The following is a 21,757-nucleotide window of genomic DNA, read 5'->3' as shown; positions in this document are numbered from 1 at the left end:
GTACATAACCAGTATACCGCACCCTCCGGCCGATTGGGTACCGCCAAAATGGCAAGGCCTCGAAACATCTGAACAGTGAAGGAGATTGCTATGTCACGCGGCAAACCTGATTTCTGGATGATGTTGATTATTTTTCTACTGGTCGGCTTCGGTCTGGTGATGGTATTCAGCGCCAGCTATTACGATGGGCTGATCAAGCATGACGATGCCTATTACTATTTTAAGCGACAACTGATCTGGGCCATCGGCGCCATCTTCCTGTTTTTTCTTTTTTCCAACATTCCCTACACCTTGTACCGACAACATGTGGGTTCGATTCTTCTCGGGAGTTTGGTGGTCTTGGGCCTGGTGTTTGTCCCCGGAGTCGGAGAAACGGTAAACGGAGCCAGCCGCTGGGTGCAGCTGGGTCCGATCGGTTTCCAACCCTCCGAACTGGCCAAACTAGGTGCTGTGATATACACCGCGTCGATCATGGTTAAAAAACAGGAGATGTTACATAGCTTCCGGCGGGGGTTGCTGCCTCCCTTGATTGTGATCGGCCTGATTTGCTCCCTGATCGTGTTGGAACCCCATTTCAGCAGCACGGTCATCCTGATCGGGAGTTGTCTAACGATCATTTACTGCGCAGGGGCCCGCGTGAAACACCTGCTCTTGCTGGCCTCCGCCGGCCTGCCAGTGTTGGTGTGGGTGATGATGTTTGAAAGATACCGCTTGGAGCGTCTATTGATTTTTACCGATCCGTGGAAAGATCAGACGGGAAGCGGATACCAAACGATCCAGTCCCTCTTTGCCATCGGTCCCGGCGGGTTAATCGGAAAAGGCTTGGGCAACAGCATCCAGAAACTGGCTTATCTGCCCATGCCGCAGACGGATTTTATCTTCGCCGTCATTGCGGAGGAATTGGGTTTTCTCGGCGGAGCCTTCCTGATCGGTCTATTGATCGCCTTTGTCATCCGAGGCATTCGGATCGCGCTGAAGGCACCCGATCAATTCGGAGTCCTGTTGGGGATCGGAATCGTCACCATGTTCGCACTGCAGGCGATCCTCAATCTAGGCGTGGTCACCGCTTTATTGCCGGTAACCGGAGTGCCCCTGCCCTTCATCAGTTATGGGGGGTCCTCCCTGATGATCAGCATGTCGGCGGCGGGAATCCTTCTAAATCTTTCACGTTACCACACCCTTCCAGCCCGCAACCGTCGAAACAAAACTCACCTGCGGCCGGTTCCCTCTTCCCCATCGCCAAGTCAACTGAAAACTTAAAAGTATCAACATATCCAACAAATCCGCTCCTTTTATAGGGCGGATTTGTTGACATTAAGTCATGTGACCACACACATCAAGGGGGAGTAGGGCATCGATGTTGGCACAAAAAACACAGCCCTGAACAGGCTGTGTGAAGTCGCCACATGAAGTTACATCAATCCAACAACCCCGCAGTGGGGCTGCTGGCAGAGGCTGTCTCTTTTTTGGGAACGCGTCCCGATTGGTAGGCGAGATGACCGGCTTTAACGGCCCAGTTCATGGCACGGGCCATGCCCACCGGATCCTTAGCTCCAGAGACAGCCGTGTTGAGGAGGACGCCGTCGGCACCCAACTCCATCGCCGCCGCGGCATCAGCAGGAGAACCGATTCCGGCGTCGACGATTACCGGGACTTTCGCCCTGCAGATGATCAGCTTGAGGTGAAGGGGGTTTAAAATCCCCTGTCCTGAGCCGATCGGTGAAGCACCGGGCATCACCGCATGGGCTCCCGCCTCTTCCAGGCGTTGGGCCAATACCGGATCGTCACTGGTATAGGGAAGGACGATAAACCCTTCATCCACCAACTGACGGGTCGCCTCCAAGGTCCCCACCGGATCCGGGAGCAGTGTTTCATCATCGCCGATCACTTCCACTTTCACCATATCACTCAGTTTGGAAGCGCGGGCGAGTCGAGCCAAACGGACCGCTTCTTCCGCCGTTTTCGCTCCGGCTGTATTGGGCAACAACCGATGCTTGGAGCGGTCCACATGTGCCAATGCATCAGGTTCCGGACGCTCCAGATTGACGCGACGCAGGGCAAAGGTGAGAATCTCGGTGCCGGACGCTTCCACCGCCGCCGCTTGGAGGTCCAAATTTTCAAATTTTCCGGTTCCCAACAGAAGACGGGATTCCACTTCATATGGACCGATTTTTAACAAAGACTCATCCTCCTCCCACAAATTGGACGATCTCCACCTGATCCCCGTCATCTAGCTGGGTATCCTGATGCAGATCCGATTCCACCACTTCCCGGTTTTTCTCAACTGCAACCACCCGTTCCTCCAATCCACAATATCCGATCAGATCTGCAACTGTGGTAACATCATCAGGCAGTTCCACCATGTTACCGTTCAGTCTAATCTGCATGTGACTCAACCTCCTTTCATGCTGACCATCACCCGTTCCGGTGAAAAGGGTGTAAAGGTCGTCACCGGATTTTCCGTGATCAGATCAGCCATCCCCTTGCCGGTGACGGCGCTCAACAGAATACCGTTGCGAAAGTGACCGCCGGCGATCCACAAATTTGTAAAGCCGGGGGCCGCCCCCAGATAGGGGAGGCCATCCACCGTCCCCGGCCGCACACCCGACCAGCTCCTCAGCCATTCCGCCTCCCGGAGCTCTGGCACCAGTCGAAAAGCTTCGGCCAACAAAGTTTGGATCGCCTCACCCGAGACACCGGGTGTGAAATCCTGCCGGATTTCCGTCGCACCGATGATCACCCGACCGTCTGCCTTGGGTACCAGGTAGCACCCATTCCCGAACAGGGTGCGATCAAAAAGCGGCCGTGTCGGTCGGACAGCCAAGGATTCCCCTTTTACCGGCACAACGGGTAGATCTAGACCCAGCTCGCCAGCCAAAAAGCCCGCCCAAGCGCCGGCAGCGAGAACCACACTCCCCGGACTAAATCTTCCGATGGATGTGGTCAGTTCCAAAACGCGACCACGGTCTACGACTCCTCCTTGTACTTCCACACCTTCTAACAACTCCGCCCCCAGCAGGGTTGCTCCCTGTGAGAAGGCTTGTACGAGCCGGGGGGCGGACACTTGGCTGTCGTCGGGTATGTATAAACCACCTACTAAGGAAGAATCAAGATCCGGCTCCCGTCGACGGAGCGTTTCCCGGTTCCACCATTCCGCCCGTTCCCCCCGCTCCCGTTGCCACCTGCCCCGCTCCTCCAGTTGATTCGCTTCCTCCGAATCACCGGCGAGCCGAAGCAGGCCCGATCCATTCCACTCGATATCCAGACCGGTTCGTTCTTTCAATTCACGGGACAAAGCGGGAAACATCCGGCGGCTTTCCAGACACAGCTCCACCATCGGTCCAGGAAAATCACTCTCCACCTGAGCACCCAGCATGCCCGCCGCTGCGTTGGAGGCCCCTCCTCCAAGACGTCCTTTCTCCAGCAGAGTGACCTCTACTCCCTTTTTGGCCAGCTGGTAGGCGATCGATGTACCGATTACTCCGCCACCGATCACCGCTACTTCCGGTTTACGTCGATCAGCCATGGTTCTTCCTCTCCCACGATGTTAGACTCTCTTTCAATTCCCGAGCTGCCAATCCCGCATCCGTCGCATCGGCGATGGCGGAGATGACCCCCACCCCAGCACATCCCGTACCCGCCAGCTGCGGAAGTCTATCCACCGTAATCCCTCCGATGGCGATCACCGGGAGACGAACTGCTTTCACCACCTCACGGAGCCGATCGGGCCCCTTAGGCGGCAGCCCCGCTTTGGAGGGGCTCGCAAACACGTGACCAAACAACAGATAATCGACTCCATCGCTCTCCTTAGCCACTGCAGATGACGGGGAATGAACCGATCTCCCCAGAATCTGGTGTTCACTCTGTCTCGTTGCTTCCCCGGGATAATCCTCCGGCAGATGGAGACCGCATCCCAGGGCTTGAGCCACCTGGGGGTCTCCATTGATCGCCAGACGCGACGAATCCACCTCTCCTACCTCCAGCAAGGTTTTCCCCCAATGGTAAAGCTGTTCCGACGGGGCGGACTTCAATCTTAGATGGATTCGATCCACCCAGGGATGGATGGCACGTGAGATGCGGAGAATCTCAGGCAGGGTCATTGAGGGCCCGGTTACCCAGTGAAGTTCCCCCATGATCTCACCTCTTTTTCCCACCAAAAAACCGGTATCCGCGGGGATACCGGTCGCTAACCACTTTCATGTCAAGCGTACGGTCGGCCCCCACTTTCTTACGCTGGTATCATCCAGGTCAAGTTCAAAGGGTTGAGGCGCAGCCTCTCTCAGCACGTTTCCCGTGCACCCCCAGTGGTACCGTGGAAATGATGGAGTTTTCATTATCTTATCAATCAGGTCCAAGGGCGTCAACTGCTGAAAAGCACTTTAATAAAATCGGGGTTGGGGAACCTCCACCCGGACATCCCCGAATACATAGGACTGACAAGCGAGGCGGAATCCTTGCTCGATCCGCTCTTCACCCAGACGAAGCGCTTCTCGGTCCCCCATCTCACTCAGGTTCTCCGCTCCTTCCAGCACCCGGATCCGGCAAGTGCCGCAACGGCCGGAAGTACAATTGAAGGGGATCATGATGGAACGAGAAATGGCTTCATAAAGTAAATTTTCCCCCTCCATGCACTCAAAGGACTGTTCCTGTGGTCCAATTTTGATTTCCACCTGCGGCATCTGTATCCCTCCAGCGATCGTGAAGCGTTTATGATTTTTCCTGCATCAGCTGTTTCAATACCTGTGCGTTATTCTCCCATTTGTTTTTACTGGCAAACAGGAGGGTCACCACCGGTTCTCCCTCCACCTGTCCCATCAAGCGGTCCAGCTCTTCAGGGTCGATCTCGTCCCGATAATCCCGTTGGAAGGCATCATAATCCTGATCCTGGTGGAAGCGTTTCCTAAGACTGGAAGACGGGGCCAACGCCTTGGCCCAAAGATCGATTCGAGCTTTTTCCTTGCTCAGCCCCCGGGGCCAAAGCCGGTCCACCAACACCCTGATGCCATCATCGTCAGACGGTGGTTCATATACCCGTTTGGTCCGAATTTTCATCGGGAATCCTCCTCCGAGAAACGGCCTTGCCCTGTTGTCCTCCGTGCCGGACGGGAAATCGATCACCCTCCGAACAGCCAAGCTACATAATGACTGAGGGTGGCGAACAGAAGCCCCGAACAAACCGTTCCCAACGAAATCGAACTGACCGCGACCCAAAAAGGCACCCGAAAAAAAGCGGCGGCAAAACAAGCGCTATAAGCTCCCGTCCCCGGCACAGGAATGGCGACAAATAGAAATAAGCCGACACCTGCCCCGTACTTTCGGATGCTACCACCATTCTTGACTGCACGTTCCTGAACCTTTGTAAAGTAGCGTCGATACCGGGGGGAAACCCGGTACAGTCGTTTCATCAAAGGCTCAAAAAAATAAAGGAGGGGAACGATGGGGAGCAAGTTTCCAATTATGCCGAAAAGAAGCCCCTGATTATATGGGAGTCCAATCAGGGTGGCAAAGGGAATGGCACCGCGCAGTTCGATAAAGGGCATACCTGCCATAAACAGCACTTGCAATTCTTTCGGAAACCAGGCTAACCATTCTATCATGAATGACTTAATCTCCTCTCCCACACCAAAACAATCTTTATATGCTAACAGAATATGCAAGAAAGTAGCAGAAGGGGTAGACTCCCTGTCTTCTTTCTCATTTTCTCACGGAGTTGTGTTGCTGATAAATCATACGGCTGATCCAGACCAACAACAGCGGAACGGACACCCAAAGCGCCAACGCGGTATACTGGTGTAGCTTCTGAAACACTTTGTCCCAGTGAGAACCTACGAGATACCCCAGTCCTATAAAGGTGGTGCACCAAGCGATGGCTCCGAAGTAAGCGTAGAGAGCAAAGCGGCTGAGGCTGATCTTGGAAATCCCAGCCAGATATGCGGTCACGTGACGAACTCCTGGGATAAAGTAGCCGAAAAACAGTAACCAGTTTCCATATTTGCGGAACAGAACCTGCGTCACGCGCAACCGTCTCCGGGTGACGAAAAACTTGTTCCCGTATCGCTTCAAAAACGGATACCCCAGACTCCTTCCCAGGAAGTAGCTGACTGTGATCCCGCTTGCGGAACCGCCCAGGGCACTGACGAAAGTGAATGCGAGGTTGAGCTTCCCCACCGAAGCGAGATAACCGATAAAAGTCATCATGATCTCATCAGGTAGAGGAAGACCCACGATCCCCATCACCAGGAAGAGAAAAATTCCTAGGTATCCGTACTGTGAAAGCAGATCGAACAATGTTTGCTCCATGGTTCAACCCCGTTTTCTGTCACATAAACACGAATCCATCATACCACAAAATTGATTCCGCTAAAAAAGAACCTGACCGCTGATCGTGTTTACCAGCGGCTTGTCATCTCCACTACTATTAGTATATGGGACAACAGTCGGGCTTAAAACAAAAAACGGCCTGTAGGCCGTTGTTCGGAGATTTTAAGCATCCACATCCCCCAGCACGATATCTACCGCGCCGAGGATGGCGATCAGATTGGCGACGTTTTCCCCCTTCAGGAGCCGGGGCAAAATCTGCAAGTTACTGAAGGAGGGACGTTTCCAGTGGATCCGCCAAGGTTTATCCTTCCCTTTGCTGACCAGGTGAACCCCCAACTCTCCCCGCGGGTTTTCCACCGCCGAGAAAACTTCCCCTTCCGGCGGACGGATTACCCGCGGGATTTTAGCCATGACAGGGCCGTCGGGGATGTTAGCCACGGCCTGTTCCACGATGGACAAGGATTGAAGGATTTCTTCCATGCGGAGAAAAAACCGAGCCTGACAATCCCCCGCCGTCGAAACGGGCACATCAAAGGTAAAGCGGTCGTAGACCGAGTAAGGATCATCCTTTCTCAGATCCCGCTTCACACCGGTACATCTCAAACCCGGCCCGGATAAGCCATATTTTATCGCCGTGTCGGCATCATATTTCCCAACCCCTTTTACCCGGGCCAGAAAGATTTCGTTGCCCCCGACCAGGTCCATATATTCATCGTACTGGGAGCGAAGGTAGGGAATCAGCTGTTTCACCTTCTCAATCCATTCCGCTGTCGCATCCCACTTGACGCCGCCGACCCGCATATAATTATAAGTTAAGCGGGCTCCGCACAACTCATTAAACAGGTCGACGATTTTTTCCCGATCTTTAAAGGCGTATAAAAAGGGACTGACCGCCCCGATATCCATCAAATAGGTGCCGAACCAGACCAGGTGGCTGGCTACCCGGTTTAGTTCGTCAACGATGACGCGCAAATATTCCGCCCGCTCCGGCACGGTGACCCCCATCAGCTTTTCCACAGCCAGGACGACAGCGTGGTTGTTGTTCATGGCGTTCAAATAATCCATTCGGTCGGTGTAAGGGATGATCTGGGTATAGGTCAGATCCTCCGCCAGCTTCTCCGTTCCCCGGTGGAGATATCCGATCACGGGGGTGGCTTCTTGGATGATCTCCCCGTCGATCCGGAGGATCAAGCGGAACACGCCGTGGGTGCTGGGGTGTTGGGGTCCCACATTTAACAACATTTCTTCCGTCCGCAATGGCATCGGATCATCCTCCCTTTCAGCCTTGCTCTCCCTCAATCGTCGCCACCACTTCGATCCCGTTTATTTTCATGTGGTATAGAAAGATTGATTCCAACAGGTCGCCGTCATGGGCGGGAATCCCTTGTTCTTCAGCCACTTCCACCGGCGTGTGATAGGTGCGGGTATGTTCCTTTGATACCACCACCCGTACATCGGCGTTTCGCTCATTGGCCAACAGTCGAATGCCCATAGCGTTTTGATAAATGCACAAATCGGTACAATCACCGACCACTAGAAACGTAGCTGGCCCTCTTTCAAACACATCATCCAGAAGCTGAAACAGTTGTACTCCCTGTTCATCCTGACTAAAGAGGGCGCTGGTTGCATTTTTTCGAAACAAACGCACCCCCGATATGTTCAGAAAGGGTTGCAATCGATCCACCGTTTCCGCTTCTGCGCTTCCGCGGATACAGTGTGGCGGAAAAGCGCTAAATTCCTTGGCATCCGGCAGATGATCATCTTGGAGAAACAATAGGTGACTACCAGGCAAACCCGCTTCCACCAGACTTTGTGCCAACCTTGTTACCGGCTCCACCATACCGCCCACCCGATCGGAAGCGAGGGGACCTTCTTTACAAAAACCATTTAGGATATCGACCAAAAGGAGGTACACCCGATCCATTCCCCCCGCCCGCTCTACCATCTGGGCGACTGTTTCCGAGGGAAGGTTGGCCATTTCCCGATCTACAACATGAAGAAAAGCATCTCGACTATGCATTTATCTCTCTCCTACCCATAGGTTTTTCGAACCTTCTGCCTATTCCGATCCCTATCTTACCATGAAAGCGATTGAGTTTCCATCGCTGGAATGTGACCTCCCCAGAAACAAAAAACCCCTTTACGCCGCCTTCTGACAGTGGACGCAAAGGGAAGATCGGGAAAAGAAAACTTATCCGTCGAAGCGGAAGCTCTCCAAGGCCTGATTGTCCAGTTTTTTCATCACTTCGACCATCAGTCGGATGGCGTGTTCCACATCGTTCTTGCTGATCATGGAGACGTGACTGTGGATATAACGGGCCGCCACCCCGACAACCAGGGACGGGACGCCCCGGCCATGGAGATGAAATTTCCCAGCATCGGTGCCACCGCCGGTCATCGTCTCCACCTGGTAAGGAATCTGATGCTCTTCCGCCGTCTCCGTCACCAGATTTCTGAGCCGGATATTGGGGATCATGGTCGCATCCAAAAAGGTGATCAAAGGTCCCCCACCCAGATGGGGCTTGGTCTCCGGGTTTCCCTTCGGATCATCTTGAGCCACCCCCACGTCGAAGGCAAAGGCGATATCCGGTTCCACCACGTCGGGAGCGGTGGCGGCTCCTCTGAGACCCACCTCTTCTTGGACCGTGGCTCCGCCAAACACCGTATTGGGATGATCCGTCTCCTGTAAACGCCTCATCACCTCTAAGGCGAGATAACAGCCAAATCGGTTGTCCAAAGCTTTGGCCAGGATGGTGTCATGATCAGGCAGAATCTCAAAGGGACAGATGGGAACGATGGGGTCCCCCACCCGAATCCCCCACTTTTTAACCTGTTCAGCGTTCCGTGCACCGATATCAACAAACATTTCTTTCATCGGGTAAACCTTTTTCCTCTCCTCCGGGGTTAACAGGTGAGGAGGTTTGGACCCGATCACACCGGTAAAATTCTTCTTTTCCGTCATCACTGCTACCCGTTGGGACAATAACACCTGACTCCACCAGCCACCGAGGGGAGTAAAGTACAGATATCCATCTTTATGGATTTCCTTCACCATAAAACCGACTTCATCCATATGCCCCGCCAGCAAGATCCGGGGTTTATCCGAGGCGCCCGACTTCCGGCCAAAAATACCGCCCAAACCATCGGTGATAACCGATGTTCCCATCGCTTCCAGCTCTCGGTGCATAATCTGGCGGATCCTGCCTTCATAACCGGGCACCCCGTTCGCTTCCGTCAACTCCTTCAGCAATTCCATCTCACATTTCACACTCCTTGGGCCCTATAGCCGCATTTTCATATGTATTATGGGTGCTTGCGTGCCTTTTTATCATGCGGCACATATTTCATCACCCGTCTCTCCAGACTATCGGGTGGATGGAAAGGGGCTGGGCCTAAGAATGCATGGGAGATGGTGACGATGCATGATTCATAACTTCTGCCGATACGGTTTGCTTCCCGTTCTGCTTTTATCCCTCTGTTTCCCCCTTCTCTTCCCTTTTTCGTCGTGGTCCGCCCCTGCCGCGGCATATGCCGACAGGAAAGCACCGCTTCCCATCCTGGGGGATTACGCAGGGGAACTACGAGAGCCTCATCCCCGTCAGGACGGTATCCGTCACGTGGATACCGTGCGGACAATCCGTAAACTGAAGGAGCTGGGGGTCAATTCCTATCTCTACCTAGTGTGGCATGCCCCCACCGACTGGGATGACCTGCGCCGGGAGTTCCTTCCTGCCGCCCAAAAAGCAGGGATCGATGTATGGGTCTATCTGGTCCCCCCCTCGGAGGCGCGCAGCAAATCCTCGGAACCCTTCGGCACCGATTACATCGCCTGGTTCCGGGCGATCGGCCGGCTCTCCCAATCATACGGAAATTTAAAGGGCGTCGTTATGGACGATTTCAATCACAATTACTCCTTTTTTTCGCCGGAATACGTGGCCAAGATGCGCTCAGCCGGCCGCAAAATGAACCCGGAGCTGAAATTTTACCCCCAGATTTACTATACCGGCATCAAACCCGATTTGATCAAACCTTACCGCTCCCTGATCGACGGCGTAATCATGACCTACCGGGACGGAAAATACCGCAACACTCAACGCACCCGGGAGTTGGATGAACAGATTGAACAAGCCGCCGGCATTCTGAGAAAAGAGCAGCTTCCGCTGGTCTTGATGGTTCATGCGAGCAAACTGTCCGCCACCCCGTCCAATCCTTCCGTCCGTTATATTCAGACCAGCATGCGGATCGGATTGGACCACATGCGTAAAGGGAATCTGCAGGGATTGATCACTTATGTATTGCAAAAGGAATGGTTTCCCGAGCGAAAAGATCGCTCCGCACACAGCGGTTTTGGATACGGCAGCCTCTTTGTCCCCCCGGGAAACCATCCGTCCCCTGGAGGTTGGGGAGAGTGGCAGCAGCCCATTGTTCCCGACGGCAGCGGGAAATACACTCTCGATTTTTACCATCTCAGCGTCTATCCCTGGAGGTTGAGAAACGGGCAATATGTAAAACAAGTACTGATCGACGGACAGGTCGTATGGGAACGGGATGTCCACCAGGACCTGACCCAAAGGTGGAAAAGAGCTCATATTCATTTGACCCCGCACTTAAAAGGAAAAAAGGAAGCCGTCCTCTCTCTGCGTCTCTATCGCAAACAAAAAGGGCCGACCAGCTGGTTTTACACCGGTTTCGACCAGCTGCAACCAACCGGCTTCCAGCTTGCCAATCCAGGTTTTGAAAAGCCGGAAGGCTGGACCTATCGCTCCAATCATCCCGCCGTCATCGGGGAAACTCTGATCTTTGACCCCCAGCGAAGGCTGCGTGTGTATCTGACAACGATGATGATGTACACCCTGTACCGCTTCCACCACCAGGTGAACAGCTACGGGGGCGAGGCGATGAAAAAGGAGGCAGGCCAGCTATTCACCGCCATAGTCGAGGGGCGTAACCAGCAAGCCCTGCACCGGCTCAACCGCCTGCTGGAGCGACTCAATGACCACACCTCTCTTGATCAGGACCAACGGCAACAATTGCAAAAGATGGGCAAAAAACTGGATCACCTCCTGTCCGTCAATCCGTAAAAACCATGACAAAACCCCAACGGTATCCAAACCGTTGGGGTTTTTATCATCGACAACCGGAAGCTTTACGAATACGAGTAGCGGTAGCTAGGCGGAACTCCCTTTCCATGCAGTTGATCTCCAGATACCGCTTTATCCGTTAGTTCCTGAACGCTTTTAGCTGTTGATTTAAATCCTTTGTCTGTTCATACACCCTTTGATAAACCGCAAACAACTCTCGATATTTGTCTACATTTTTCGGATTGGGCTTAAACTCGACAGAAGGCTGTACAAATCGTTCCGCACATGTTTCCAGGGATCCGAACCAGCCGCAGCCGACCGCCGCCAACATAGCAGCCCCCATGCCAGGTCCCTGTTCGTTTTGCAATCCGACAATAGTAACATCGAAAATATCTGCTTGCATCTGCAACCAACTCGAATTTTTTGCCCCACCTCCGATGGAGACGATCGTGGGAATCGATTTTCCTTCCTTGCGCAGGATTTCGATGGTTTCATTCAGGGAAAACGTGATCCCCTCGATCACCGCCCTCACAAAATCGGCCCTCGTATGGGAAGTGTCGATACCAATAAAACTCCCCCGAATCGTCGCATCGGCGTGGGGGGTTCTTTCCCCGGCCAGATAAGGGGTAAATAACAAGCCGTTAGCACCGATAGGAACACGGTCCGCCTCCTTCAACAGTTCGTCAAAGCTCTCCTCCCCGGCAAAAGTATCTTTAAACCAACGCAAGCTGTAACCGGCAGAAAGAGTGACCCCCATCGCATAATAAGCGTTCGCTTGTCCATGGTTGAAAAAGTGGAGTTTTCCGCGGAAATCCCGATTTCTCTTTTCTTCGTAGGATAAAATGATTCCAGAGGTTCCAATGCTGCACAAAGCTTTCCCTTCCGACAAGATACCGGCCCCGATCGCCCCGCAGGCATTATCGGCTCCCCCAGCGAAAACCTTGGTCGAGGGTTGCAGACCGGTCCGGGAAGCAATTTCCGGCAAAAGCGTCCCCACCCATTGATCGGATTCCACCAACGGGGGGCAGATGTCGACTGGGATATCGAAACAGTCACAGATCTCCTCACTCCACCGTTTTTCCGTTACATTTAGCATCAAGGTTCCTGCTGCATCGGAATATTCACTGTTACATACGCCTGTCATCCGGAACCGAAGATAATCTTTGGGCAGCAAAAACTGAGCCGTCCGCTCGAAAACCGCCGGTTCGTTTTCTTTAACCCACAACAATTTGGGCAGTGTAAATCCTTCTAGTGCGATGTTTTTAGTCCAATCGACCAGCCGGTTGCCAAGCCGGTCGTCGATGCTTCGGCACTGCTCTGTTGTACGCGTATCATTCCACAAAATCGCGTTCCGCAACAGCCGGCCCTGCTTATCCACCAATACCAACCCGTGCATCTGACCAGAAAAACTGAGCCCTTCGATCTCTTCCGGATCGACTTCGGAGACATCTATTAGCTCGGCAAGCATCCGTATCGTTTGTTCGACCCATATTTCCGGATCTTGTTCACTGTAACCGAAAGCATTCTGAATGAGGGGATAACTCTTTGAGACTTCTTGGATCACTTTACCATTTTGGTTTACCAGCAGCCCTTTGACAGCGCTGGTCCCCAGATCGATCCCGATCACATACTTCACAACAGGCTCGCTCCCTTACATCCAAGGTGGATGACGTTCCCGAAGGAACGCCATCGACTCCTTCTTGCTTCAACTTTCCAACAGATATTGGTTCAGAACCGCCTTCAGCTGCTCCTGTCTTCCCGATTGGTTACGGATCTCTTCTTTGTCCTGGATATAGGTTTCAAGTGTGTGAAAATCGGCTTTTCCGGATACGATGTCACGGCCGATTCCCTCTTTGAAACTGCGGTAACGATGATCCAGGACCTCTTCAAAAACTCCATCTTCGATCAGCCGATGAGCCACCTTCAACCCTTTGGCGAAACTGTCCATCCCGGCGATATGGGCGTAAAGCAAATCCTCCAGCTCAAAGGAAGGCCGTCGCAACTTGGCATCGAAGTTGAGTCCCCCTGTTCCCAACCCGTCGTTTTTCAAAATTTCATACATCGCCAGGGTGGTTTCATACAGATCGGTGGGGAATTCATCGGTATCCCACCCCAACAGGTCATCTCCCTGGTTCGCATCCACGGAGCCCAGCATCCCGTTGATTCGTGCCCATCTTAGCTCATGCTGAAAAGTATGCCCGGCAAGGGTCGCATGGTTGGCTTCGATATTAAACTTGAAATGACCGTCTAAATCATACTTTTGCAGGAAGGCTGTCGCCGATGCTACATCGTAATCATATTGGTGCTTCGTCGGTTCTTTGGGCTTCGGCTCGATCAGAAACTGTCCCGTATACCCGATCTCCTTCGCATAGTCCACTGCCATCCGTAAAAACCGAGCCATGTTATCCAATTCAAGTTCCAAATCCGTATTGAGGAGGGTTTCGTATCCTTCTCTCCCACCCCAAAAGACATAATTTTCCGCACCTAATTCTTTCGCTATTTCCAATCCTTTTTTCACCTGGGCGGCGCTGTAGGCAAAGACATCGGCATTACAGGACGTGGCCGCCCCATGAACAAACCTCGGATGTTTAAACAGATTGGCTGTATTCCACAGGAGCTTCACTTTGCTCCCCTTCATATATTCCTTCATCATGGCCGTGATTTGATCGAGATTTTTGTTGGTTTCCCGCAAGGTTTCCCCTTCAGGAGCTATATCCCGATCATGAAAAGAAAAATACGGAACATTCAGCTTTTCAAAGAGCTCAAAAGCGGCTTCCACGCGGGCTTTAGCCAGATCCATTCCCGAAAAGCGGTCCCACTCTCTTTCTATCGTTCCGCGACCGAAGGGATCCGCCCCATCGCCGGTCAAGGAGTGCCAGTAGGCGACGGAAAACCGGAGATGCTCTTCCATCGTCTTTCCTCCGACTACTTCTTCCGGATTGTAGTGTTTAAAAGCGAACGGATTCTTGGAATCCTTTCCCTCATAGGAAATGGTGCCTATACCGCTGAAATATCCCACGTCAAATCCCTCCTAAAGAACAATCATGTTTCCGCTTTCATCACAAACCATCCTATCATCTCCAAAATAGTTTGTCTATCGATTAAACAAACTGGAGTACTATGGCTGTTCCTTTATTATTCTGTGAAACTTTTATATACTGGAAAACGAGCCTTTGTAAATAAAATGACATTTTTTACTAAGATATTTCTTTCATCATGATATGAAGTGAGGGTCACTCCATGCGAATAACCGGCGATCAATACCTGATAAAAAAAATCAATAAATCCATCGTCTTTGATACCATCAGGCAAAATCACCCCATCTCACGGGCGCAGATCTCCGAAACGACCAACCTAAACAAAGGAACCGTTTCCAGCTTGGTCAAGGATTTAATCGATGACAATCTAGTCTACGAAATCGGCCCCGGCGAATCCAGCGGTGGAAGAAGGCCGGTGATGCTTTTATTCAATCATGTTGCCGGGTTTGCAATCGGCGTCGATCTGGGTGTGAATTACATTTTAACGGTTTTGACCGATTTAGAAGGAAATCCGGTGGAAGAAATTCGAACGACTTTAGAAAATATTTCTTTTGACTCAGTTATCTCAACCCTGTTTCAGTCGATCCGAACCCTGATTGAACGGGCTCCCGACAGCCCACGAGGAATCGTTGGGATCGGAATCGGGGTTCCCGGTATTGTGGAGGAAAAAGGGACTGTTTTGTTTGCCCCTAACTTAGGATGGAAAAACGTCAACCTATCGGAAATAGTCAAAAAGGAATTTCAACTACCGGTCACCGTTCACAATGAAGCCAATGCCGGAGCGATCGGGGAACACCTCTTCGGCGCAGGAAAAGACACAAAAAACCTCGTTTATGTCAGTGTCGGGATCGGAATTGGAACGGGAATTATCATAAACAACGATTTATATAAAGGCGCGCTCGGTTTTTCCGGTGAGATGGGGCATTCTGTCATTGAAAGCCACGGTAAAAAATGTCGGTGCGGTAATCGGGGATGTTGGGAATTATATGCTTCCGAACGCGCCTTTTTGGAACAGGCAAAAACTTTATCCATCGATTCAGCCGATTCAACTGAAGAGTTTAATCTCGATTGGTATCTTCAAGCGGCGAACGAAGGAAACGATGAAGTGATCCGGTTATTTCATCAGGCCGGTGAATATTTAGGGATCGGCTTAACCAACATCGTCAATACATTCAATCCCGAGCTGATCATTATAGGAAACCGGTTTGCCAAAGCGGAAAAATGGATCAGCCAACCGATTCGTCGAATCGTTGAAAACCGTGCCTTACCTTATCACCGCGGGCATATGAAAATCGCGTTTTCCAGCTTAGGGGCCCATTCCTGCGCTTTGGGCGCTGCCTCCGTCTCTATTACAAACTTCTTCTCCGATATGAAAATATCCGTGGAATGAAACATAACACAGCCTCTGTGGAAACCATCTGGTAAAGGGATGGTTTCCCTTTCTTTTGAAGGGAGCCAAGCCCCCGTCTTAAGCACTTATTTTTTTCTTTTTTGGAGTCCACAACGCTTCCAATTCTTCAAGTGATTTCCCCTTTGTTTCAGGGACGAGTTTCCAAACAAATAACGCGGATAAGAGACTCATTCCTCCGTAAAAAGCGTAAGTGAACCCTTCACTCACTTCCATCATGGAAGGATAGGTGGAGGAAATGAAGAAGTTGGCTACCCACTGTGCAGCAACAGCGATCCCGATCGCTTGCCCGCGAATTTTATTGGGGAAGATTTCAGAGAGGAGTACCCAACAAACGGGTCCCCATGACATCATGAAAGAGGCTGTGTATAGGATGATAAAAGCTAAGATTCCAGGTCCAATCATATCGAAAAAAGCCAACCCAGCCACACCAAACATACCAACCGCCATTCCCGCGGATCCTACCATTAACAAAGGCTTTCTTCCCCATCGATCCACCCTTTTGATCGCTATTATTGTAAAAATGACATTTACGGCCCCCATCACCACCGTCTGCACCATCGATGCATGTTGACCGGCCCCCATGCTCTCAAAAATACGGGGGGCATAATATAAGGCAACATTGATTCCGACAAATTGTTGAAAGACAGAGAGTAAAATACCAACCACAATTACTAATTTCCCATAGGAGAATAGACTTCCCGAAGTACGGGTGGTATTAAATGAAGCATTTATCTCAAACAGAATCGATTGGGCCGTCTCTTTTGAACCACTCAGTTTTTCTAAAAGACGAAGGGCCTCATTATTTTTGTTTTTCCTGGCGAGATAACGTGGAGTTTCCGGTACAAAAAATAATAGAACCAAAAATAGGAACGCCGGTATAGCTTCCGATGCAAACATATACCTCCAGCCTATATCGCGAATCCATTCGATGCTTTGCCCGCTAGCAATCGACCAATTAACAAAATAAACAACAAGCATCCCAAAAATGACAGCAAACTGATACCATGAAACCAACTTTCCACGAATCTGAGGCGGTGCGATCTCTCCGATATAAGTCGGTGAAATGGCGGATGCTAAACCAACCCCTATTCCACCAACAATTCTGTAAACATTAAACATGATTAAAAGAGCGATGCTGGGTTCACCCTTTTCAAAAAAAAGAAACTCAGGGACGGCCGATCCTAAAGCCGAAATAATGAATAATACTGCGGCTAATCTCAAGGAGTTTCTTCTTCCCATACGATTTGAAAAGAATCCGGATATCGCTCCGCCAATCATACAGCCAATCAAAGCACTGGAGACCGTTAATCCATGGATGATTGAATTTAACTCCAAAGGATGGATTAAATAATGCTCCAATGACTGTTCTGCACCCGAAATAACAGCGGTATCATAACCAAACAGTAATCCACCTAGGGTCGCCACAAATGTAATTAAAGCAACAAATAAGTTATTCTTTTGATTTTTGAACTGGGCAACAGGGTGAGATTCCTTATAATCTCCCAACGACACTTACACCTTCCTCCTTTCTTTATACCGATCCATTCATCGTTTCAACTTTGTTTATCCTTTGAACAAAGGATAATTTCTTTTGTAAGCGTTGTCAACTAAAGTTCACCCAAAATCGCTTGTTTTCGGAACTTGTATGTCTCTGATTGGAAGGCTGATCCCACTCCTGTAATCGGAGTGACCTTGCTCCTCGCCTTCGCCGGTGGTATATTATACCTGGGTTGAAAAATTTCTGAAAAGAGGGTGTTTTCTTGCAATATCATGCCACCCTTCGAGAAATTCGACGACAGCCGGACACGTGGAAGACAACGTGGGAGGTGTGGACGGAAAAACGAGCCTCCCTTCTTCAATTTTTTCGGGAGAGACAACCGGAATCCATCTTGTTTACCGGGTGCGGAACTTCTTATTACCTGTCCATAGCCGCCGCCCGCCTGTTTCAGGAGCAGACGGGGATCCCTGCTCAGGCGGTTCCTGCTTCGGAGATCATGATCCAACCGACGGCTTTCTTCCCTCCCGACCGCCCGGCTCTGCTGGTCGCCTCCTCCCGTTCGGGGGAGACGTCGGAAGTTGTCCGTGCCGTAAAAGTGGTACAGGAGAGACGACTCGCCCCTTCCCTGGCAATCACCGGCGAACCCGCCAGCCAACTGGCCCAGTCCGCCGGATTCGCCCTCGCTCTACCCCACATTCGGGAACAAAGCGTGGTCATGACCAGCTCCTTCACCAATCTCCTCTTCTCCCTCCAATTGTGGACGGCCATTGTGGCAGGGAATGAAGACTTGTTGCGGGAATTGAGGCAAGTTCCGGCCCTGGGAGAAAAGCATCTCTCCACTGCGGAAGAGACAGCGCGCCAATTGGGAGCGGAGGAATCCTTTACACATTTCGTCTACCTTGGCTTGGGTGCCTATTACGGGCTGGCCTGTGAAGGAATGCTGAAAATGAAGGAGATGACCCAAACATTTTGCGAAGCCTTTAACCCGCTGGAGTTTCGGCATGGACCCATTTCCACCTTAAATCGGCAGTCCCGGGTGTTTCTGTTGAAAAGCCGTGTTGGTCACCCCCATGAACAAGCCTTGGTTCTAGACCTGCAACAAAGCGGCGCCGATGTCACTGCCATCGGTGAACAAGCGGGGACGCTGGGAGCGGATCGATCAGTGGAGCTGCCCCCGGGGTTAGGCGACGGAAGTCGGTCCATCCTGTATCTTCCCTTCCTTCAACTGCTCGCCTATTACCGTACCCTTCAGCTGAAACAAAACCCGGACCAACCCCGTAACCTGGGTCAGGTGGTCCGCCTGAACGACAAAGGGGGGGACTGAAGATGCCCCTGGTTTCCACTAAGGAGCTGCTGACAGATGCCCGCCGTAACGGTTATGCTGTCCCTGCATTTCCCGCCCATCATCTGGACATGATCCGCGCTGTCACAGAAACAGCAGAGGCGATGCAATCCCCAGTCATCCTGCAGGCCACACCGGCCACGCTGAAGCAGGTTGGGGCCGATTTTATCACCGCCATGGTGCGTACCGCTGCTGATCGGGTTCCTGTTCCCGTTTCGCTCCACCTGGATCACGGTGACAGTTTCACCACCGTCATCCGCTGCCTCCGCCAGGGGTTCACCTCAGTGATGATTGATGGCTCCCACCTCCCCTTTCAAGAAAATATCCGGCTGGTGAAAAAAGTGACGGAAGCAGCTCATGCTGCGGGAGTGCCGGTGGAGTCCGAATTGGGCACCATCGATGCATCTGAAATGACCGATCCCGCCGACGCCGAGGAATTTGTCACCGCTACCGGCACTGATTTTTTAGCTCCCGCCTTCGGCACAGCCCATGGTGTCTATCGTAAGGCTGTGCGACTGGATCTTGCCCGTCTAGAAGCCATCGCCTGCCGCACGGGGATCCCGCTGGTGATGCATGGTGCTTCCGGGGTTCCACCGGAAGAGATCCGTCGCTCGATCCGAGCAGGTATCGCCAAGGTCAATTTTTCCACTGAGCTGAAACAGATCTTTTCCGCAACGCTGCGCCGGTTTCTCACCGACTCTCCTGAGGAGACCGACCCACGCAAAATCTTCCGCGTCGCCCGGGAAGGGGTCAGCGACGTGATCCGCGAAAAAATCGCCTGGACCCAGTCGGCGGGAGAGCCCCATCGGGAGAGTCCAGCATGATCACCGTCGTTACCCTGAATCCGGCGGTGGACAAAACTTATCGCCTCCTCCGGTTGGAACCAGGTCGTGTGCACCGGGTGACCGAGGTGATCCGCCGCTCCGGCGGCAAGGGGATCAACGTAGCCCGCGTGCTGAAGGCGTTAGGATGTCCGGTACAGCTCATCGGTTTTGTCGGCGGCAGCAACGGGGGGTGGATCCGAAGCCAACTGGCGGAGCTGGGCATCCCAGAAAACCTGCTCCCTATCGACAGGGAGACTCGAGACTGCATCAACATCCTGGATGAGGAGGTGAACACCCAAACGGAGTTATTGGAGCGGGGTCCCTCGATTTCAACGGAAGCCTGGAAAACATTTCAGAGGCGACTGGCTGATCTGTCCCCGGAGAGCCGGTATGTCCTCTTTTGCGGCAGCCTGCCCCCCGGAGTGCCCAACGACGCCTATGCCCAATTGATTCAATTGGCCAAAGAGAGCGGGGCGCAGACCGCCTTGGATACCAGCGGTCAACCTCTGGCCCTTGGCCTCCGGGCTTCTCCTGACATCATCAAACCAAACCTATACGAGCTGGCACAAATCACCGACCTCGATCCAGCCGAACAAACACAACTCCCTTCCCTTTTGACATCCTGGAACCGATCCGGCATCCCGCTGGCCATTGTCACACTGGGCGCCCAGGGGGCCTGGGCCGCCTACCGGGAAAAAGTCTTCCATCTTTTCCCCGTTCCCGTCGAAGCCCTTAACCCCGTCGGCTCCGGGGATGCTTTTCTAGGCGGTCTGATCGCCGCCCTCTACCAGGACCAGCCTATTCCGAAGGCCCTCGCCTGGGCCACAGCCGCAGCCGCCTCCAACGCCCAACACCGATGGGCGGGTGAGATCGATCCAGACCAAGTGATGGCTTTTGTCAACAGAGTACAAGTCTCACCACAAGAAAAATCGCTATAATTTGAGGATGATTCCACCTTGTTTGAGTCCGAATGATGAACGTTGAAAAAGTTTTCGGAAGAGCATATCCCCGTTTATCATGCATGGAGAAATAATTGGAACGTGATACGAACGACCAACCCTGCACCGGATGCTTACAGTCTGGAAGAGACGGAAGAGTTTTGCCCCAATCCATGCTGGGCTCCCATGTAAAATGCGATGTGATCATCGAGAAACAAGCCGAGCAACCGATGGGGGTGTGTGCCCTGGCTCATATCGATCCCTTCAAACGGAATGCAGCGTGTATCATTGATCGAGTTGAAACTCGCTTCTGGGAGAAAAAGATAGGCCACCGAGGCCTTGGGACTCTTATTGACGTTTGCTTTTCACGAACTGGGGCTGCATCGGGTATCTTTGCGCGTATTCTCCTTTAACGACCGCGCCATCGCACTCGATCACCGCTTGGGCTTTCGAGAAGAAGGCCGCATTCGAGAGGGACAATGGCACGACACAATCATCATGTCGATACTGGAAGAAGCGTTTACCCCTCCCGCCAAATCGAAGACACAATAAAAACCCTCCTGCAGAGGGTTTTTTACATCTTCATTGAAACTACTGTGGGACGATCGTCCCACCCTTAGTGGGTCCTTTTTCTTAATTGGAACCCTTTATATATTCATCTAGCTTTTTCTGCTGTTCCTGTTCAGTATCCTCGATCTCCTGTAACCGCTCTTCCTCCTCTCTCTTTAAGAGAGTTTCAATCTTATTATCCCGCTGGATGAAGTAGTTTTTCAATAAACGTACCCATGAACTCCTGGGGAACAAACTAATATAACATGGACACATACTATTTCGTCGATGATTACAGCATCTTAAAAATAAAAATTGCCGATACCATTTGAATAATTTTGCAACGATAATGAAATCACAGGGTTAACCAAATTTATAAATAAACAAAGCCGGATATCCTAAAAGAGCCTTTTGCAGATTTCAAACCCCTTGAGCAGCAAGGCTCCTCAGGCATAGAAAAAGGACTTCACCCCATCATGGAGAAGTTTTCAAGTGACCAAACCGAAAACCCATGAGGAGGGAAGTCACTTGTATCTTCTCCAAGGAACGCTATTTTCCTTTGAAGAATGGCTAAAAATTGAGTCCAAAGATCGGTTGCCCTTGTTTTTTGAAACGCTCGATCTTCGACCCTATGTGAAGGAAATGAAAAAATCTTCCCCCCAAGGAGCTCGCGGATATTCCCGGGAGGCGATTCTCCGTGCTTTTTTAGCCGCTCCTATGGAAGAAATTTCGACTTTGACCCGCCTTCATCAACG

Annotated in this window: 21 protein-coding genes, 1 pseudogene and 1 riboswitch; of the genes and pseudogenes, 7 read left to right on the top strand and 15 right to left on the bottom strand. The window is 51.8% G+C overall.

The window, feature by feature from the left end; translation table 11 throughout:
* The first annotated feature begins 90 nt into the window (after positions 1-90).
* Entirely contained in the window at positions 91-1,260 is a 1,170-nt protein-coding gene (ftsW, locus tag BLP91_RS00110; protein WP_091565200.1) for a putative lipid II flippase FtsW, read from the top strand.
* Between the two features lie 157 nt (positions 1,261-1,417).
* Here ftsW and BLP91_RS00105 read toward each other — a convergent pair whose 3' ends face one another.
* The 11 genes from BLP91_RS00105 to BLP91_RS00055 all read right to left on the bottom strand — a co-directional run bounded on the left by BLP91_RS00105 (position 1,418) and on the right by BLP91_RS00055 (position 9,577).
* Positions 1,418-2,179: a thiazole synthase gene (locus BLP91_RS00105; protein ID WP_091565197.1), complete on the bottom strand. Its 762-nt coding sequence runs from the start codon at positions 2,177-2,179 to the stop codon at positions 1,418-1,420.
* A gap of 4 nt (positions 2,180-2,183) precedes the next feature.
* On the bottom strand, positions 2,184-2,387 hold the full coding sequence (thiS, locus tag BLP91_RS00100; protein WP_091565195.1) for a sulfur carrier protein ThiS: 204 nt from the start codon (positions 2,385-2,387) through the stop codon (positions 2,184-2,186).
* Between the two features lie 5 nt (positions 2,388-2,392).
* Entirely contained in the window at positions 2,393-3,526 is a 1,134-nt protein-coding gene (gene thiO / locus BLP91_RS00095) for a glycine oxidase ThiO (RefSeq protein ID WP_091565192.1), read from the bottom strand.
* Entirely contained in the window at positions 3,519-4,133 is a 615-nt protein-coding gene (locus tag BLP91_RS00090; protein ID WP_091565189.1) for a thiamine phosphate synthase, read from the bottom strand. The genes thiO and BLP91_RS00090 overlap by 8 nt, the downstream gene beginning before the upstream one ends.
* 75 nt (positions 4,134-4,208) lie before the next feature.
* A riboswitch (TPP riboswitch) is annotated at positions 4,209-4,313 on the bottom strand.
* Between the two features lie 66 nt (positions 4,314-4,379).
* Positions 4,380-4,679 carry a 2Fe-2S iron-sulfur cluster-binding protein gene (locus BLP91_RS00085; protein WP_091565186.1) on the bottom strand — a complete coding sequence of 100 codons (300 nt, stop codon included), beginning with the start codon at positions 4,677-4,679 and terminating at the stop codon, positions 4,380-4,382.
* Between the two features lie 28 nt (positions 4,680-4,707).
* Entirely contained in the window at positions 4,708-5,052 is a 345-nt protein-coding gene (locus BLP91_RS00080; protein WP_091565185.1) for a DUF488 domain-containing protein, read from the bottom strand.
* 62 nt (positions 5,053-5,114) lie between these two features.
* Complete coding sequence (locus BLP91_RS00075) at positions 5,115-5,597, bottom strand: COG2426 family protein (RefSeq protein ID WP_091565182.1); 483 nt, start codon at positions 5,595-5,597, stop codon at positions 5,115-5,117.
* Between the two features lie 97 nt (positions 5,598-5,694).
* The gene (locus BLP91_RS00070; protein ID WP_091565177.1) at positions 5,695-6,300 is read right to left on the bottom strand and encodes a DedA family protein; all 606 of its coding nucleotides are present in this window, start codon (positions 6,298-6,300) and stop codon (positions 5,695-5,697) included.
* 183 nt (positions 6,301-6,483) lie between these two features.
* Positions 6,484-7,584 (bottom strand): NADH-quinone oxidoreductase subunit D, encoded by a 1,101-nt coding sequence (locus tag BLP91_RS00065; RefSeq protein WP_091565175.1) that lies wholly within the window; start codon positions 7,582-7,584, stop codon positions 6,484-6,486.
* Between the two features lie 16 nt (positions 7,585-7,600).
* Positions 7,601-8,341 carry an isochorismatase family protein gene (locus tag BLP91_RS00060; RefSeq protein WP_091565172.1) on the bottom strand — a complete coding sequence of 247 codons (741 nt, stop codon included), beginning with the start codon at positions 8,339-8,341 and terminating at the stop codon, positions 7,601-7,603.
* 171 nt (positions 8,342-8,512) lie between these two features.
* The gene (locus BLP91_RS00055) at positions 8,513-9,577 is read right to left on the bottom strand and encodes a M42 family metallopeptidase (protein ID WP_091565170.1); all 1,065 of its coding nucleotides are present in this window, start codon (positions 9,575-9,577) and stop codon (positions 8,513-8,515) included.
* Positions 9,578-9,743: 166 nt separating this feature from the next.
* Here BLP91_RS00055 and BLP91_RS00050 point away from each other — a divergent pair, with 166 nt between their 5' ends.
* Positions 9,744-11,402: a hypothetical protein gene (locus BLP91_RS00050; protein ID WP_091565167.1), complete on the top strand. Its 1,659-nt coding sequence runs from the start codon at positions 9,744-9,746 to the stop codon at positions 11,400-11,402.
* A 139-nt stretch (positions 11,403-11,541) separates the two neighbouring features.
* Here BLP91_RS00050 and xylB read toward each other — a convergent pair whose 3' ends face one another.
* Together xylB and xylA are read right to left on the bottom strand one after the other, a co-directional pair.
* Positions 11,542-13,038 carry a xylulokinase gene (xylB, locus tag BLP91_RS00045; RefSeq protein ID WP_091565165.1) on the bottom strand — a complete coding sequence of 499 codons (1,497 nt, stop codon included), beginning with the start codon at positions 13,036-13,038 and terminating at the stop codon, positions 11,542-11,544.
* 69 nt (positions 13,039-13,107) lie between these two features.
* On the bottom strand, positions 13,108-14,421 hold the full coding sequence (gene xylA, locus BLP91_RS00040) for a xylose isomerase (protein WP_091565163.1): 1,314 nt from the start codon (positions 14,419-14,421) through the stop codon (positions 13,108-13,110).
* Between the two features lie 221 nt (positions 14,422-14,642).
* Here xylA and BLP91_RS00035 point away from each other — a divergent pair, with 221 nt between their 5' ends.
* On the top strand, positions 14,643-15,830 hold the full coding sequence (locus BLP91_RS00035; protein ID WP_091565160.1) for an ROK family transcriptional regulator: 1,188 nt from the start codon (positions 14,643-14,645) through the stop codon (positions 15,828-15,830).
* 78 nt (positions 15,831-15,908) lie between these two features.
* Here the strand turns inward: BLP91_RS00035 and xylE are convergent, their stop codons facing one another.
* Positions 15,909-17,363 (bottom strand): D-xylose transporter XylE, encoded by a 1,455-nt coding sequence (gene xylE / locus BLP91_RS00030; protein WP_281220303.1) that lies wholly within the window; start codon positions 17,361-17,363, stop codon positions 15,909-15,911.
* Between the two features lie 248 nt (positions 17,364-17,611).
* Between xylE and BLP91_RS00025 the strand changes: the two genes are divergently transcribed.
* Genes BLP91_RS00025 through BLP91_RS00015 form a run of 3 tightly spaced genes read left to right on the top strand, consistent with a single transcriptional unit; the run spans position 17,612 to position 20,453 of the window.
* Positions 17,612-18,673 carry an SIS domain-containing protein gene (locus BLP91_RS00025; RefSeq protein WP_091565159.1) on the top strand — a complete coding sequence of 354 codons (1,062 nt, stop codon included), beginning with the start codon at positions 17,612-17,614 and terminating at the stop codon, positions 18,671-18,673.
* Positions 18,674-18,675: 2 nt separating this feature from the next.
* Positions 18,676-19,515: a class II fructose-bisphosphate aldolase gene (locus tag BLP91_RS00020; protein ID WP_091565158.1), complete on the top strand. Its 840-nt coding sequence runs from the start codon at positions 18,676-18,678 to the stop codon at positions 19,513-19,515.
* The gene (locus tag BLP91_RS00015; RefSeq protein WP_091565157.1) at positions 19,512-20,453 is read left to right on the top strand and encodes a 1-phosphofructokinase family hexose kinase; all 942 of its coding nucleotides are present in this window, start codon (positions 19,512-19,514) and stop codon (positions 20,451-20,453) included. Before BLP91_RS00020 ends, BLP91_RS00015 begins: the two co-directional genes overlap by 4 nt.
* Before the next feature lie 633 nt (positions 20,454-21,086).
* On the opposite strand, the gene BLP91_RS16475 is transcribed toward BLP91_RS00015, so the two are convergent.
* Complete coding sequence (locus BLP91_RS16475; protein ID WP_176757710.1) at positions 21,087-21,227, bottom strand: hypothetical protein; 141 nt, start codon at positions 21,225-21,227, stop codon at positions 21,087-21,089.
* A 303-nt stretch (positions 21,228-21,530) separates the two neighbouring features.
* Here BLP91_RS16475 and BLP91_RS16915 point away from each other — a divergent pair.
* A pseudogene (locus tag BLP91_RS16915) lies at positions 21,531-21,757 on the top strand (transposase); the annotation flags it as partial.

Origin of the sequence: Melghirimyces thermohalophilus, from assembly GCF_900102685.1 — a bacterium.
Lineage (GTDB): Bacteria > Bacillota > Bacilli > Thermoactinomycetales > DSM-45169 > Melghirimyces > Melghirimyces thermohalophilus.
This window is presented reverse-complemented; position numbering and strand designations above follow the sequence as displayed.